This window comes from Binatus sp. (SeqCode) (assembly GCF_035272065.1).
Classification (GTDB): Bacteria; Desulfobacterota; Binatia; order Binatales; family Binataceae; genus Binatus.
On the sequence record NZ_DATEQZ010000100.1, the window covers coordinates 1 to 14,801 of the forward strand.

16 protein-coding genes are annotated in these 14,801 nt (G+C 58.9%); 14 read left to right on the forward strand and 2 right to left on the reverse strand.

Annotation, left to right across the window (positions count from 1 at the left end; genetic code table 11):
• Positions 1-18: 18 nt before the first annotated feature.
• Both VJX68_RS16715 and VJX68_RS16720 read right to left on the reverse strand, forming a co-directional pair.
• Positions 19-1,425, reverse strand: coding sequence for a sigma-54-dependent transcriptional regulator (locus VJX68_RS16715; RefSeq protein ID WP_324096853.1), 1,407 nt, complete (start codon positions 1,423-1,425; stop codon positions 19-21).
• Positions 1,426-1,435: 10 nt separating this feature from the next.
• Positions 1,436-2,692 (reverse strand): sensor histidine kinase, encoded by a 1,257-nt coding sequence (locus tag VJX68_RS16720; RefSeq protein ID WP_324096854.1) that lies wholly within the window; start codon positions 2,690-2,692, stop codon positions 1,436-1,438.
• Positions 2,693-3,088: 396 nt separating this feature from the next.
• On the opposite strand from VJX68_RS16720, the gene VJX68_RS16725 reads away from it, so the two are divergent.
• The 14 genes from VJX68_RS16725 (at position 3,089) to VJX68_RS16790 (ending at position 14,682) form a co-directional block, all read left to right on the forward strand.
• Positions 3,089-4,021 (forward strand): acyl-ACP desaturase, encoded by a 933-nt coding sequence (locus tag VJX68_RS16725; protein WP_324096855.1) that lies wholly within the window; start codon positions 3,089-3,091, stop codon positions 4,019-4,021.
• Position 4,022: 1 nt separating this feature from the next.
• Entirely contained in the window at positions 4,023-5,120 is a 1,098-nt protein-coding gene (locus VJX68_RS16730; RefSeq protein WP_349255933.1) for a type III polyketide synthase, read from the forward strand.
• Between the two features lie 7 nt (positions 5,121-5,127).
• Entirely contained in the window at positions 5,128-6,279 is a 1,152-nt protein-coding gene (locus VJX68_RS16735; protein WP_324096857.1) for an NAD(P)/FAD-dependent oxidoreductase, read from the forward strand.
• A gap of 7 nt (positions 6,280-6,286) precedes the next feature.
• On the forward strand, positions 6,287-7,237 hold the full coding sequence (locus VJX68_RS16740; RefSeq protein WP_324096858.1) for an ABC transporter ATP-binding protein: 951 nt from the start codon (positions 6,287-6,289) through the stop codon (positions 7,235-7,237).
• A 10-nt stretch (positions 7,238-7,247) separates the two neighbouring features.
• Positions 7,248-8,414 (forward strand): ABC transporter permease, encoded by a 1,167-nt coding sequence (locus tag VJX68_RS16745; RefSeq protein WP_324096859.1) that lies wholly within the window; start codon positions 7,248-7,250, stop codon positions 8,412-8,414.
• An 11-nt stretch (positions 8,415-8,425) separates the two neighbouring features.
• Positions 8,426-8,872, forward strand: a complete 447-nt coding sequence (locus tag VJX68_RS16750; RefSeq protein ID WP_324096866.1) for a heme-binding domain-containing protein — start codon at positions 8,426-8,428, stop codon at positions 8,870-8,872.
• A gap of 6 nt (positions 8,873-8,878) precedes the next feature.
• Positions 8,879-10,291 carry an aspartate aminotransferase family protein gene (locus VJX68_RS16755; protein WP_324096860.1) on the forward strand — a complete coding sequence of 471 codons (1,413 nt, stop codon included), beginning with the start codon at positions 8,879-8,881 and terminating at the stop codon, positions 10,289-10,291.
• A gap of 19 nt (positions 10,292-10,310) precedes the next feature.
• A complete protein-coding gene (locus VJX68_RS16760) occupies positions 10,311-10,892 on the forward strand; it encodes a YceI family protein (protein ID WP_324096867.1) in 582 nt (193 codons plus the stop codon).
• A gap of 202 nt (positions 10,893-11,094) precedes the next feature.
• Positions 11,095-11,679: a phosphatase PAP2 family protein gene (locus VJX68_RS16765; RefSeq protein ID WP_324096861.1), complete on the forward strand. Its 585-nt coding sequence runs from the start codon at positions 11,095-11,097 to the stop codon at positions 11,677-11,679.
• 201 nt (positions 11,680-11,880) lie between these two features.
• The gene (locus tag VJX68_RS16770; RefSeq protein WP_414643495.1) at positions 11,881-12,225 is read left to right on the forward strand and encodes a metal-sensing transcriptional repressor; all 345 of its coding nucleotides are present in this window, start codon (positions 11,881-11,883) and stop codon (positions 12,223-12,225) included.
• 24 nt (positions 12,226-12,249) lie between these two features.
• The gene (locus VJX68_RS16775; protein ID WP_324096862.1) at positions 12,250-13,239 is read left to right on the forward strand and encodes a cation diffusion facilitator family transporter; all 990 of its coding nucleotides are present in this window, start codon (positions 12,250-12,252) and stop codon (positions 13,237-13,239) included.
• Entirely contained in the window at positions 13,239-13,514 is a 276-nt protein-coding gene (locus tag VJX68_RS16780) for a hypothetical protein (RefSeq protein ID WP_324096863.1), read from the forward strand. The genes VJX68_RS16775 and VJX68_RS16780 overlap by 1 nt, the downstream gene beginning before the upstream one ends.
• 24 nt (positions 13,515-13,538) lie before the next feature.
• Positions 13,539-14,099: a class I SAM-dependent methyltransferase gene (locus VJX68_RS19390; RefSeq protein ID WP_414643496.1), complete on the forward strand. Its 561-nt coding sequence runs from the start codon at positions 13,539-13,541 to the stop codon at positions 14,097-14,099.
• A 16-nt stretch (positions 14,100-14,115) separates the two neighbouring features.
• Positions 14,116-14,682: a hypothetical protein gene (locus VJX68_RS16790; RefSeq protein ID WP_324096865.1), complete on the forward strand. Its 567-nt coding sequence runs from the start codon at positions 14,116-14,118 to the stop codon at positions 14,680-14,682.
• The last annotated feature ends 119 nt before the right edge of the window (positions 14,683-14,801 follow it).

The following is a 14,801-nucleotide window of genomic DNA, read 5'->3' on the forward strand; positions in this document are numbered from 1 at the left end:
ACTGCTTAACTAAAGCCTTCAACCGGCCGTATCTTTGATGCGATGTTTGCCGAGCTTGTATGAAAGATCGCTCCGTGACATTCCGAGCCGGCGCGCGACTTCGGCCTGGGCGCCGTCGGTTATTTTCAACGCGCGCTGAATCACCGCTTTTTCCAACGACGCCAGGAAGTCTCGAAGGTTGTGCGTCTCCGGAATCATCTCGGCGAGCTGGTCCGCCGTGAGCTCGGCGGAACTGCGGGCGACGAGCCCGTTTGCGCTGCGCGGCGTTGACACCGGGAAGTTCTCCGGAGTGATTTCTTCCACGGCTGAGAGGATGCACGCGCGCTCGACAAGGTTGCGAAGTTCGCGAATATTACCCGGAAAGTCGTAGCTGAGAAGCGTCTGAATCGCCTCGGCGCTGATTCTGCGCGGCTGCGTCTTAAGCTCGCGCACGGCCTGCGCCAGGAAATGAGCGCATAGCTCGGGTATGTCCTCGCGATGATCGCGCAGCGCAGGAACGGTGAGCGGAACTACCGCGAGCCGGTAGTACAGATCCTCGCGAAAACGGCCCTCCTGCACCCGCCTCTTCAAATCCCCGTTGGTTGCGACCAGCAATCGCACATCGGTATGGCGTGGCTTGGTCGATCCGAGCCGCGTGACTAGGCCGTCGGTCAACACCCGCAGCAGTTTGGCCTGCGCCGGAAGCGACATTTCGGCCGCCTCGTCGAGAAAGAGAGTGCCTTCGTGTGCTGCCTCGAACACGCCCTCGCGCGCGCGATCGGCGCCGGTGAACGCTCCCCGCTCATGTCCGAACAGCTCGCTTTCGAGGAGCGTTTCGGTAAACGCCGCACAGTTGACTGCGACCAGGGGCTTCCCGGCGCGCAGGCTGTTGCGATGAATTGCGCGGGCGACCAGCTCCTTGCCGGTCCCGGTTTCTCCAGTGATGAGGACGGTGGCGTTGGTTGGCGCAACGCGCGCAATTTTCTCGCGGAGCTGGCGAATCGCGACGCTGCGCCCTGTGATCTCCGACGAGCCTTCTAGGCGCACCAACGTATCGCGAAGCCTGCTGTTTTCGCGCACGAGCCGCGTGTGCTCCATCGCACGAGTCGCGGATGCGAGCAGAACTTCAGGAACGAAAGGCTTGGTAATGAAATCAAACGCGCCGCGGCGCATGCTCTCGACCGCGAGTTCTATCGTCGCGAACGCAGTCAGAAACACGACGGACAGAGTGGGATCGGCCTCCCGCGCAGCGGCCAGGACGTCGAGTCCCTCACCGTCGCCCATTTTCTGGTCGGTTATGACAGCGTCGAATGTATGCTCGGCAAGCGCGCCCCGCGCATCGTTGACGCCCGCGGCCTCGACTACTTCGTGATGTTCCTGCTTCAGATTGGAGATGAGGATCCGCCGCAAATGCGGTTCGTCATCTGCGATCAGTATCTTCCCCATAATCTGTCCCCTATCTGAGAGATTGGCTCCCGGAGTGAGCCGGTATCTCCATTGAAAAACATACCCGCCGCGATTCATTGATCCTCAACAGGATATCGCTGCCGTGCGCTCGTGCGATATTGCGCGCGATCGCGAGACCGAGTCCGTTGCCGCCCTGCTTGGTAGTAAACAGCGGCTCGAAAATACGGGCCACAATTTCGGCGGGGATCGGTCCCGCCGGGTCAACTACATCGATTCGAATCTTGCCACTCCCGTTCTTCTGAGCGTCGAGTCTCACCAGGTCGCCGCGATTGCAGGCATCGATTGCATTGAGCACCAGGTTCAGGAGCGCTTGATACATCTGGGTCGCGTCGAATTCCCCCTCGAGGTTGCTGTCGACCGCGACGTCGATCGTTACGCCCTCATTGGCAGCATGCGCTCTGGCAACCGTAGCCACGTAGTTCAGCGTGTCGGCGAGGTTTACCCGCGAGGGTTGCACGGGGCGCGGACACGCATAGACCAGGAAGTCGGTGGTCAGCCGCTCGAGACGCTCGGCTTCCTTCGCCGCGATTGAAAACATTTCTTCACGTTCCGTTTCGTCCTGACCCGGCCGGGTAGCGGTAGCCAATGAGCTGGAAATCATCGCGACAGGATTTCGGATCTCGTGTGCGATTGCCCTGGACAATCTGCCTATAGCGGCGAGCTTCTCTTCAGAGAGCAATTGCTGACGGGTGCGATCGAGTTCCTGGAGATTCCGTACAAAGCTTGCCTCGCGCGCGCGAAGATTGTTGACCAGCATCCACACCAGCACTCCCATCACGGTGTAAATTACCGACATCGCGCCTGCTTCGATGTACTCGCCGAATTTGAGGCCGTAGGCGCCCATGAAGCTGATCAAGTCCGCCAGCGCGATCACTGCGATCGTGACGCCAAGGCTGAGTCTGAACGATGCTTCGAGTATCGGAAGGAGCATCAAGGCGTAATACGCAGTGTCTCCCCTGATGGTTAGCGAGGTGAGCACCAACGCGAGCATCGAGTTGAATCCGAGAGACCAGTAAGTGAGGAACCGGCGTGTCACCTCAGAAATTCTCGCTTTCCTCGTGCGAAGCCAGATGAGGTAAACTGCCTGAACTAGAAAACCGCCAGCCAGGACGACGATGACGGATGCCGTAGGACGGCCGCGGACGAACCTCGAGATCGCCTGCAGCGCTAGCAGCGCCCCGATTAGCAGCAGGTTGAGGGCCGCGAAGACCAATTCCTGCCGGCGAAAAGAGTCGTGATCTTCCATGGCGAAGTCGCCATCGCCGATGGTGCTTGCGAGGGAGCTAAGTGCCCAGAGATTCTTGCTCGGTTTATTCTCGGTCATTTTTTGTTCAGAATTCGCGAATCGCCTCGATGGCGGACCCATCAGAGATCAACCATGTTTCGAAAGGAGCTAGGCCTATGAGCAAACGCGATGCCGCTATCCAAGATTAAAATTCGTTAATAATCGCCCAAATTCGACGAGTCTCAGTTCACTTCGTTCAAAAGTTTGTACGTAAGCCTGTTTCATGCGTTCAAATTTTGGAACTACCAGCAGTCATTGTCGAGGGAGGGAGATGAGAAGCCGTGCGATTGCCCAACGAATACTAGCGTAAAGCTATGGCAGGCCGATTGCTAGCACTGTGCGCCTGTCGCTGCCGCATTGCTTCATACGAACAACATCGCCCCCCAGCGCGGTCGACATGATCCGTGCTTTGAAGGTCCAACGAGACTGCCGGTTCAGAATGCGGCCTGGCTGGATGAGCCGACCGTGTTCGACCGAAAGACGAGCGCGACAATGCCCTCAACGATGCGCGACCGGGCTTATCAGATTTATCTCGATTTTCTCGAAACGGCTGAGAACAAGCGGCGCTGGAATATTTTCAACGACGTGCCGTGGGAGAAATTGGACGCCAGCAAAGCGACTGATGAAGTTGGGGACCGCATAGAAATCTTTTGCACTGAAGAACTCTATGTACCGGATTACAGTTCCAGAGGACTCGATTTGTCGCGCTCGATGTTCGGGACGGCGTGGTTTCAGACGTGCTGGGCCTTTGAAGAATCCAGGCATGGATTGGTCTTCCGCGAATACCTGACCCGCTCCGGTCTTCGTTCGCCTGCGCAGTTCGAGGCTTTGGAGACGGGGACGTTTTCAAAGCAGTGGGAACTGCCTTTTCAAACGATTCGCCAAATGGCCTGCTATGGCGCGCTCCAGGAGAGCGCGACCTTCACCGCTTACAACCTGCAGAGAAACAAAACTCGCGATGCTGGTGATGAGGTGCTGAATGCGATCTTCCTTTATGTCGGGCGCGACGAAGCCGCGCACGCTGGCTTCTACCGGGACATGCTCCGGTTGGAGCTAATTCAAAACCGCGAAGATACGCTGGCCGATCTGGCCTTCGTCCTTTCGAGCTTCAAGATGCCGGGCGACGGTCTGATTCCGGATTATCGGCGACGGCTGGCGAGTTCAGGGGCCGGTATAAGCCCCCGGGTTTTTCTCTCTCGCGTGGTCTGGCCGTTGTTGACCACGCTGGAAATCAGCCGCGAAGAAATGAAGGGCGCGCTGAAAAAGCGCGTCGTTGCAAATCCCGATTGAGATGGCGGGCACCGTGACGCATCAGTTCTCGGGCACCAGGCACCCGGTATTGCGGTCGATCGGTCGCGCACTCCCAACCAACTATTATCCGCAGGAAATTCTCTCGACGGCGCTCTGGAACGAGTGGAGCGGCAAAATAGAAGACCGCACCCGTTTCGACCGCCTGCATCGGTCGGTCGGCGTGCGCGGGCGTCATCTTGCGCTGCCGATAGAGGATTACCACGCACTCGATTCCTTCTCGAAGATGAACGACAAGTGGGTGGAACGCGCGGCCGAGCTCGGCGAAGAAGCGGTGTCATCGGCGCTCGCGCGCGCGGGGATGTCGCCGAGGGACATAGACCACATTTTTTTCACCACCGTGACTGGCATCGCGTCGCCAAGCATCGACGCCAAGCTCGTGAATCGGCTGTCGATGCGGGCCGACATAAAGCGAACGCCGATCTTCGGCCTCGGTTGCGTCGGCGGGGCTGCTGGATTGGCGCGGGCTGCGGACTACCTGCGTGGCTTCCCGAGCCATACAGCGATGCTGGTTTCCGTCGAACTTTGTTCGCTGACGCTGCAGCTAAAGGATCAGTCGATTGCAAACATCATCGCATCCGGATTGTTTGCCGATGGAGCTGCTGCGGCTGTCGTGAGTGGCGGAGCGATCGACGGCGGACCGCGCTGGCCGAGGGTCGTCGCGTCAAAGTCGATGTTCTTTCATGACACCGAGCAAATGATGGCCTGGCACGTCGGCGAGACTGGTTTCGAGATCGTGCTCTCGGCGGGCGTGCCGGACCTCGTGCGAAACAAACTGCGACAGGGAGCGGATTCCTTCCTCGATGAGTGCGGGCTCTCGCGACGCGACATCAAGCACTGGATCGCTCATACCGGCGGTCCGAAAGTGCTGCAAGCGATGCAGGAGGCGCTAGAAATACCGCGGTGCAGCCTCGAGCGATCGTGGAAGTCGCTTGCGTCGATCGGAAATTTGTCCTCGGCGTCGGTGTTGTTTGTTGCCGCCGACTTCCTGGAGTCCAATGTCGCTCGGCCCGGCGACTACGGAATCCTGCTCTCGATGGGGCCCGGCTTCTGCGGCGAATTAGTTCTGCTGCAATGGTGATGTCTCAATGGCGAGCACCCTCGCGACAAGTTACGCATCGGATCCTGCGCGCGAGATCTGGGATCTCGTCGTAGTCGGCGGAGGACCGGCGGGGCTCGCCGTCGCAATCGTCGCGGCGGAGCGGGGCCTCTCCGTAGTGGTCGTCGAGCGCCGCGATTTCCCGCCGGATAAGGCATGCGGCGAAGGCGTCCTGCCACCCGGCGTGAAAGCTCTCGAACGCCTTGGAATCGCCAGCCGTTTCGATCGCTCGACCTCTTTCCCGTTCGCCGGCATTCGCTTCATCCAGGAAGACGGTTCCTCGGCGGAATCGCGCATGCCATCAAAAGGCATCGGCATCAGGCGCACCGTGCTAGTCGAGGCGCTGGCGCGGCGCGCAGAGGAACTCGGCGCGGTGTTACATAATCGATGCTCAGTCATCGGCTTCAAGGCGACTTCGAGCGAAGCGGCGGTGTACACCAGCGAGGGCGAGATATTCGCGAGGTTGGTCGTCGCGGCGGACGGACTTCACTCGTCGCTACGAAAAGCATCGGGTCTCGAAGCGGCGCCAAACTCGCGGCGCCGGTTCGCGCTGCGTCAGCATTACAAAATTCGCCCCTGGACCGATTTTGTCGAAGTCTACGTGGACGAGAAGGGCGAAGCAGTGGTGACTCCCGTCTCTGACGAAAGCGTCGGAATCAATTTTGTCTGGGAAGATGGCGTCATCGAGGAGCCGAAAATCTCCGTTCTGGCGGGCCGCTTCCCGGCTCTGCTGGCGCGGCTCGGGAACGCGACAACGATTTCAACGGTGAGGGGAGCTGGGCCGATGGCGCATGCCGCAACGCGTCGCAACGGCGAACGCGTTGTGCTGGTCGGCGACGCGGCAGGATTCGTGGATTCAATCTCCGGCGACGGGCTGTCGATCGCGTTCAACTCGGCGTTGATACTCGGCAAACACCTGCCCGAAATTCTAAAGCGCGGGGCCACGCGCGAAAGTATGCAAGCTTACGAACGCGAGGCGCGCCGGGTCTATCGTGGTTACTGGTTCGTCACTAGCGGTTTACTGATGGTCGCGCGCCATCCTCGCGCCCGGCGAGCAATAATAAACTCGCTTATGCGGTATCCGGGGGCATTCAACGCGCTGATGAGCGGCGCAATGCGGATGATGGTGTCGGCGGCGTAATACCAGAATGAGTCCTGCTGAGGCACCAATTCTCGAGGCGATCGAGATTTCCAAGAGCTACGGCGCTCGCCGCGCTCTCGACAATGTCAGTCTCGCAGTGAGGCCCGGTGAAATCGCCGGCTTGTTGGGACCCAATGGCGCGGGCAAGACCACGACGCTCTCGATTCTCGCGACGCTGCTTAGACCCGACAGCGGACGTATTCTGATCGATGGCAAGCCGACCGACCCGCGCGGGTTGGGACACATGCTCGGGCTGGTGCCGCAATCGCTCGCGCTCTATCCGACGCTCAGCGCCGCGCAAAACGTATGGCACTTCGCCCGTATGCAGGGACTCTCGCGCGACGAGGCGACCGACTCCTGCAAGCGTGCGCTCGACGAGGTGGGTCTCATCGAGCGCGCCGGCGATCCTATGCATGCCTTCTCCGGCGGAATGAAGCGCCTGCTCAACCTCGCTTGCGGAGTTGTTCATCGTCCTCGCGTGCTGCTGTTGGACGAGCCTACCGTCGGCGTCGATCTCCAATCGCGCGAACAGCTATTGACGCGGATTCGGCACTACGCGGATGCGGGCGCGGCGGTAATCTACAGCACCCATTACATGGAAGAAGCGGAACGCATTTGCGATCGAGTGCTTCTGATCGATCGCGGCAAACTGATCGCCGAGGGCGACCTTGAAAAGGTGATTTCGCTCGGAGGCGGCCGGCCTCGTATCGAGCTGACGTATCGCGGGCAGTTGCCGGAAGTGCGCTTCGGCAGGCTCGCGGGTGTGCGCGAGGTCGGCGCGACAGGAATCGAGGGCAAAGCAACTCTTGAGGTGAACAGTCTCGGTCACGTTGCCGAGGTGTTGCAGGGGCTTCGAACCCTGGATGTAAATGTCATCGACTTCAACCTGCATAGCCCCAACCTGTCTGACGCATTCATCGCGCTGACGGGCCACACGCTGCGCGATCAAGTACTCTGAGCGTATAGCTATGCTTCGAGCAATCTGGCTCACGGCGCAGAACGAGGCGCGGCTCCTGATCAAGGATCCGATCGTGCTGTTCATGCTGCTGTTCGCTCCGGTCGTGATTATCACGGTCGCGGGATACTCACTCGGTAGTCTCTACGGTGGCTCGGCGAATTCTTTTCGGCTGCCAGTGGTCGACCTGGATCACGGCAAACTGGCCGACCGAATAGTTGAGGCTTTGCGCAAGGAGCACCCCATCACTTTGGAAATGCTCGATGACCCCGACGAGGCGCGACGCCTCGTAAGTCGGCGCGACCGCACGCCCGTCGCGATGGTGATTCCGGCGGGAACCAGTGCGGCGATCGCCGCGGGCGGCGAGCCTCGGCTGATTCTATTCGTGGATCCCGTCAGGCGCGTCGAGGTTAACGCGCTCGAGCTCCACATCGACGAGTTGTGCCGAAGAGTCACCGAACAAGCGCGAATGGCGGCACAATCGCAAATCGAGTCCTTCGGGGCGCAGCAGGCGCTCATGCTCCCGGGCGATCTCGGATTCGTCGAGCATCCCGCGATCGAGGGCGAGGCTGTGACTGTGAATGCCTTCGACCAGTACGTCCCCGGATTCGGTGTCACGTTTCTCCTGATTGGCATGATGTTGGGAATCGCGCTGTCGCTGTTCGATGAGCGCGATTGGGGGACCTTGAAGCGCCTACAGGTAAGTGGCGCGCCGCTTACAGGTTTGCTGCTGGGCAAGCTCTTCGCGCGGTTCATCGTCGGGATCGTGCAAATGGTGTTGCTGATCGCCGTCGGATGGGCGCTGTTTGGAATCACGCTGGGACGCAATCCGCTCGCGTTGATCATACCGACGATCGGAATCTCTTTCGCGGCCGCTGCTTTGGGATTGGTGGTCGCTTCTATTGCGACTGCTCATGATTCCGTGATGCCGCTGGGCGTAACTATCAGCATGGCGATGGCGGCGATTGGCGGATGCTGGTGGCCGCTGGACTTTGAGCCTGCCTGGATGCGCGAACTCGCTCGATGGATGCCTACGACCTGGACCATGCAGGCCTTCAACGATTTGATGATTCGCCATCAACCGCCGTCCGCGGCGTTACGGCCATTGGCGGCAACGATGGGTATAGGTGTGATCTTCCTCGGGGCAGGACTTATCCGTTTCGTGAGTCTCAACGACTAGACGGTATGATGATGCTCAAGACTCCTCTTCCGATTGCAGGGCTTCTAGGTCTAGCTCTCCTGATAGCGGGCTGTTCAAGCTCTGAGCAGACGTCCACGCCCGAGACGACAGCCTCGAATCCTACGAACACAGTTAGCACCGACGCGCAAGTAAACGCGCTCCTCCTGCAATCGTGTTACGAGTGCCATTCGACCGGAGGAAGCGCACCATGGTATGCGGCCGTTTCTCCAACCTACCTGGCTGCCAACTCGGCGCGCGGGGTGCTGAATTTTTCCGATTGGCAAACTTACAACGCGCAGCAAAAAACGGAAGCGCTGAAGAAAATCGAAGAGTCCGTCAGCGCCGGTTCGATGCCGCCGGGAGACTACACGGCGCTCGATCACTCAGCGCGCCTCACCGATGACCAAAAGCAGGCTCTACTTAAGTGGGCTTCGCAGCCTGCAGTACCTGCGCATTGAGTCGCGGTGCAAAATAAAATTCTCTCGAGCGAGATGACTATGAACCAAATGTCGGCTGCCAAAGACTCGTCTGCACCCGCACAACAACCGTTGTACGAAAAATACGTCAATCCTCAGTGGGTACGGCTGCTCGATGTACTCGGGATGAATGTGCATTACACAAGCTGCCTCGGTTCCGAGCTATTCACTGGGGATGGGCGGCGGATTCTCGATTTCAACTCCGGTTACTGCGTTCATAACGTAGGCCACAATCATCCCGCTGTAGTGCGTGCCCTTAAGGCCGAACTCGACCGCAACGGACCCGCGATGCTGCAAGGTCACGTTCCGGAGCTGGCGGGTGAGCTCGCCCAGCGCCTATGCACGCACGCCGGCGGTAGATTGTCGAAGGTCTTCTTTTGCAGTTCCGGAAGCGAAGGCGTTGAAGCTGTTATCAAGTTTGCCCGGGCTCACACCAGGCGCGCTGGCATCTTGTATGCTGGTGGCGGCTTCCATGGACTCACCTGCGGTGCGCTATCTTTGATGGACAATCCATTCTGGACGGCGGAGTTCGGGCCGCTGCTTCCACAGACCAAGGCGGTTCGATTCGGCGATCTGGGGGAATTGGGAAAACAGTTAGCGTCGAAGAAGTTCGCGGCGTTCGTCGTTGAACCGATTCAAGCCGAAGCTGGGGTTTTAATTCCACCGCCTGACTATTTGCGACAAGCACAATCGCTTTGTAGGCGCTTCGGCACGCTGTTAGTGCTGGACGAAGTACAGACCGGCATGTATCGCACGGGACCGTTTCTGGCTGCACATCACTTCGGGGTCGAACCTGACATGGTGATTCTCGCCAAGGCGATCAGTGGCGGATTGGTACCGTCAGGCGCGGTGCTGATGTCGGATGCGGTTTACAATTCCGTTTACACCTCGTTCAAACGCTCGATCATCCACACGTCGACCTATAGCGAGAACAGCCTTTCGATGCGCGCCGGGCTCGCCACCATGGACATACTTGCGGAAAGCAACCTCGGCGAGCGTGGCGCGCAACTCGGAGAACATCTTCGCGAGAAGCTGACATCGCGACTGTCGCGCTACGACATGATCACGGAAATCCGCGGACTTGGCATGATGTCCGGCATCGAGTTCCGTCCGCCCAGGAAAATTCGCCTCCGGATTCTGTTCGAAGCATTCTCGAAGATTCACCCCGCGATGTTCGGGCAGGTGCTGGTGATGCGGCTTTTTCGCGACAAGGCGATCTATAGCCAAATCTGTGGAAACAACTTCATGGTACTCAAAGTCGCGCCCGCGCTGGTGATAAGCGAATCGCAGTTGGATGAGTTCGTCGACGCGATGGAATCGATTGTCGAGTTGATGCACGCCTCGACGGGCTTCTGGACCGAAGCTTTGGGCATGGCGCGCCGCGTCATAAATGTCATTTAGCGTTCGCGCGTTCGCATTGGTGCTCGCGATCGCGGCCTCGGCGCATCAGGCGGCGGCGGAATCGCGATCCGGAACGCTCGAGCTCGATCCTTCAAAAACCCTGATCGAGTTCCGCCTGCCTGGCTCCATCCATACAACCCACGGAATCTTCAAGCTCGACCACGGAACCATCAAGGCTGATCTAGCCACCGGAGAAGCTAGCGGCTCAATTGTTGTTGATGCGCGGAGCGGCGACAGTGGTATTGGTGCGCGTGACGGGCGGATGAAAAACAGCGTTCTCGAAGTTCAAAAATATCCGAAAATTACTTTTGATCCCCACCACGCCGCCGGTCAGCTGGGGAAAGACGGTCAGTTTAAGGCAAGGCTGCAAGGAGTCCTGACGCTTCACGGCGCGGGACACCAAATAGTAATGGACGTTCAGGGGCGGCTCATCGGAGACAGCCTGGTAGCGAAATCACATTTCTCAGTGCCTTATGTCGAATGGGGTTTGCAAGATCCCAGCGTTCTATTTTTCACCGTCGCTAAACAAGTCGATATCGATATCGCCACCGAGGGGCATATCATATGGACAGGTGACCTTAGCCGACGTTCCCATGAGTAAGACAGGAGAACCAGGGAGATTCGGTTGAGGCATGGGCGATAGTAAACGGCTAGCCTCTCGCTATCGAGCGACAACCGAGCTTCTCGCGTCACGATTCGGACCTACAACCGGGTTTGCCCTATCGCTCGTCTGTGGATTCGCCTCGTTGACTATCTTCACCTCGCTTAGCGCCAAGCTACTCCGAAAGTTGGTCGGACCCTTGGTGACGGTATTGTTCGACGCCCCGGTCGTTCAATATGCGACCGCCCATCGGGTCGCAGGTTTGACCAGCGTGATGAAAGCAGTGACCACGGTAGGTAACGACCTATACCTTTGGATCGCTGTACTCATTGGGGGTGCGATCTTGGCGCGGTTGACCCGCAGTTGGCGACCGCTACTCCTTCTCGCGCTCGCCATGCTTGGTGCCGTGTCGCTCAACCACATTGTCAAGCTCGCGGTTACTAGAACGCGACCACCGTCACCGTTTTGGGCAATCCCGGCAAACGATGGGTCTTTCCCTTCTGGTCACGCCGCGGAGTCAGCGGCGGTTTACCGGACCCTCGCACGAATATTTGGCGGCACTCAGAAGGAATTAGGCGTCAAAATCTTGACCGCTGCGATAGGAATCATAGCGCCGTTATTGATCGGTATTTCACGCGTCTATCTGGGAGTGCACTGGCCGACGGATGTCGTCGCCGGTTGGGCGCTAGGCGGTATGTGGTCGGCGATCGTGCTCACCTCGTCGAGCGGGGTTGAACAGATTCGCCAGAAATCCGTCAACATGCCTGACAGCGGATCGATCCAGTGAGAGTGACTCCTGTCGATCCCTGCAAAGCGTTTTAGGGACCGGATTCCAGCCTGCCTTGCTATACGGCTATCCGTGCTCCGCCAGCAAAAGACCCCTCTGTGTTCTCGAACAACGGCGAATGCCTTGATGGTGCCTGGACTCTTTCGCTTGACCTATCCCCCTGGAGTGGATAACCCTCTGGAGAGGAAATACAAATCGGGAGTGGCAATGGGAAACCGGCAGAAATTGAACGAGCGTTTTGCGGCGGGCCCGCCTGTCCAGCCGTCACGAGGCGAGCCGGAGCTTCATCGCTCGCACAAGGACGTGGTGGCGCGGATGAGGCGCGCTGAGGGACACCTGCGCAACGTTATCTCGATGATCGAGGGCGGCCGCGGCTGTGCCGAGATCGCGCAGCAGATGCACGCCGTCATTCGGGCCCTCGAGTGTGCGAAGGGTGTGCTGATTCACGATCATATCGATCACTGCCTGGAGGCCGCGGTTGGTCCGATCGCCGGGCGCGAGAAAGAAATAATCGACGAGTTCAAGGAGATCACCCGCTATCTCTAGTGAGATGCCGGGCAGAGTAGCGCAATGGCACGCGGTCTTCTGAATTGGGTTGGGCTCGCGCGGCGCGAGCACGGCCACGCTCACTCGCATGTCCATGGTGAGCTCGATCCGGCAGTCGCGACGACCGCGCGAGGCATCTGGGCCGTCCAGTGGTCCTTCGTGGTTCTGGCAGTCGCGGCCGCCCTGCAGTTTGCGGTAGTTGCCGCGTCAGGCAGCGTCGCGCTGCTCGCCGATGCGATCCACAACATTGCCGATGCTACGACTGCTTTGCCGCTGTGGATCGCTTTTCTGTTCGCCCACCGCAAGGCAAACTCCCGATATACATATGGATACGGCAAGGTCGAGGACCTCGCGGGCGCGGTCATCGTATTGGTTATCTTCTCGAGCGTGGTCGTTGCCGCGTGGCAAGCATTGGACCGGCTCCTCCATCCGCATCCGGTGAATCATCTTGGCGCGCTCGCAATTGCGGGAGTCGTCGGCTTCGTTGGCAACGAGGTGGCTGCCGTCCTACGCATCCGAGTGGGCCGCGAGATGGGTAGTGCGGCGCTTGTGGCGGACGGGTATCACGCGCGGGCGGACGGGCTGACCAGTCTCGCGGTGATAGTCGGGGCCGCCGGAGTATGGCTGGGCTTTCCACTAGCGGATCCCATGGTCGGCTTACTTATCGCAGCGACAATCCTGGTGGTCGTCTGGCAGTCGGCGGGCGCCGTGTTTACAAGGCTATTGGACGGGGTAGAGCCGAACATCGTCGCCGAAATGTATCATGCCGCCGCGCACGTGCCGGAAATCTGCGAGGTTCTCGATGCGCGCGCGCGCTGGATAGGACATCAGCTCCATGCGCAGGCCGACATCGCGATCGGCGCCGCGTTATCCGTCGGCGAGGGCATCGAGCTTGCCAATCGCTTTAAAGCAGAGGTTATGAAGCACCTGCCCGCGCTTGCGTCGCTCCACATCGGTCTGGCGAAAAACCAGGGAACACGAATCGTAGCGGACAGCGATGGGAGGACCGCGTGATGCGACACCGTCACCTGACGCTAGCCGCCGCGTTGGTGGCCTTCGTACTCTCGATGGCTGCCGTCTTAGCGTTAGTCTTAGGAAGAAAGTGGCTATGGTTTGGGGCAGGGACGGCGGCGGTAATCCTGGCGGCTCATATCACATTGCATTGGGTTGCGGTCGGACTTGGCGGTGCGTCATTGGCCGGGTACGGTTTCCGCTGGCTCCATGGGCATCCGGCCGAAGACAAGACTCCAGCGCCTCGTACTACTGGCAGAGTCATCCATTGGGCGTGACGTTACGACCTTCTACTCTGGGCGATCTCGCTTGGAAGAGAGTCAGCGTTTCGTCAGAAGCAAATCGATCTGGCGGGCATCGCAGCCGGCGAGTCGGTTTTGGATGTAGGCTGCGGTACCGGAACTCTGGCAATCGCAGCGAAGCGGCGCGTCGGCGAGTCGGGCAAGGTGTATGGGATCGACGCGTCGCCGGAGATGATTGCGAGGGCGCGCAAGAAAGCGAGAAAGGCCGGCGTCGAGCTGGCGTTCGATACGGCAGCGATCGAGGCAATACCATTTCCCGATGCGACTTTCGATGTCGTCTTGAGCACAGTCATGCTTCACCATTTGCCAGACCAAGCACGCCAGGAAGGTATCCGCGAGATACGACGGGTCTTGAAGCCGGGTGGCCGGCTGTTCGCGGTTGATTTTGGAGAGTCGGAAAGCGAGAGGCACAGCCGCATCACGCGCCATCGGAATCACGCTCACTTCGACATTCGCCAACTGACACCGGAACTGAACGAAGCCGGACTACGAGGTGTCACAAGCGGCAAGGTGGGATTTCGCGACTTATGGTTCGTCAGCTCAACGACGCCTACGGGGTGACATCGCCCAATAGTTCATGCACACTGGCATGCTGGTGAGTCAGCAGGTGTCGGCTTCTTTCTTCGACCGCCAAGGCATCTTGTTCAGAAGCACATTCACGGCCTGTATCATCAGCGCGCTGGTTTTGATCTGGGCGCACCACTTTCTTCCGATTACCGATTATCCCGATTGGATCTTTCAAGGCTCCATCGCCGCGGAGCTCGTTCAAGGGAAAGCTCCTGCTTCCTACTCATTCAAGCACTATCCGGTTCCTAACACCGCGGCCGTAGTGCTGATCGGCGCGCTGGATTTTGTTTGTTCCCCGGAAGTGTCGGGAAAGGTCGTATTGAGTCTTTGCATCATACTGTTAGCTCTCTCCTCGACCTATTTGCTGAAATCGATCACGCCCGACGCCAACAATCCTCTCCTGCTGATTCCATTGCTATTCCTACCTAACACCTTTTTCTTCTGGGGAGAGCTGGATTACGTTCTCGGCCTATCACTTTTCTTTTTCTACTGCGGATATTTGTTTCGACGGACTTACCGGCTGGAGTCCATCAACTGGTGGCTCGTCGGCGGCATACTAGTGGCCTATAACAGATGAAATGGTATCAAGGCTGATGCGCTGTGAGGGGTCGCGGTAAGTCCACTTGATAGGCTTGGGTGCGCGATTGTAGTGACGGATGTAGCGCATGAGCTTGCGGGCCAAGTCCTTGACCGAGG

Bases quoted from the DNA above. Each gene is read 5' to 3' on its own strand.
- VJX68_RS16715 (WP_324096853.1), bottom strand. From the start codon at position 1,425: ATGGGGAAGATACTGATCGCAGATGACGAACCGCATTTGCGGCGGATC.
- VJX68_RS16720 (WP_324096854.1), bottom strand. From the start codon at position 2,692: ATGGAAGATCACGACTCTTTTCGCCGGCAGGAATTGGTCTTCGCGGCC.
- VJX68_RS16730 (WP_349255933.1), top strand. From the start codon at position 4,023: ATGGCGGGCACCGTGACGCATCAGTTCTCGGGCACCAGGCACCCGGTA.
- VJX68_RS16735 (WP_324096857.1), top strand. From the start codon at position 5,128: ATGGCGAGCACCCTCGCGACAAGTTACGCATCGGATCCTGCGCGCGAG.
- VJX68_RS16740 (WP_324096858.1), top strand. From the start codon at position 6,287: ATGAGTCCTGCTGAGGCACCAATTCTCGAGGCGATCGAGATTTCCAAG.
- VJX68_RS16745 (WP_324096859.1), top strand. From the start codon at position 7,248: ATGCTTCGAGCAATCTGGCTCACGGCGCAGAACGAGGCGCGGCTCCTG.
- VJX68_RS16750 (WP_324096866.1), top strand. From the start codon at position 8,426: ATGCTCAAGACTCCTCTTCCGATTGCAGGGCTTCTAGGTCTAGCTCTC.
- VJX68_RS16775 (WP_324096862.1), top strand. From the start codon at position 12,250: ATGGCACGCGGTCTTCTGAATTGGGTTGGGCTCGCGCGGCGCGAGCAC.
- VJX68_RS16780 (WP_324096863.1), top strand. From the start codon at position 13,239: ATGCGACACCGTCACCTGACGCTAGCCGCCGCGTTGGTGGCCTTCGTA.
- VJX68_RS16790 (WP_324096865.1), top strand. From the start codon at position 14,116: ATGCACACTGGCATGCTGGTGAGTCAGCAGGTGTCGGCTTCTTTCTTC.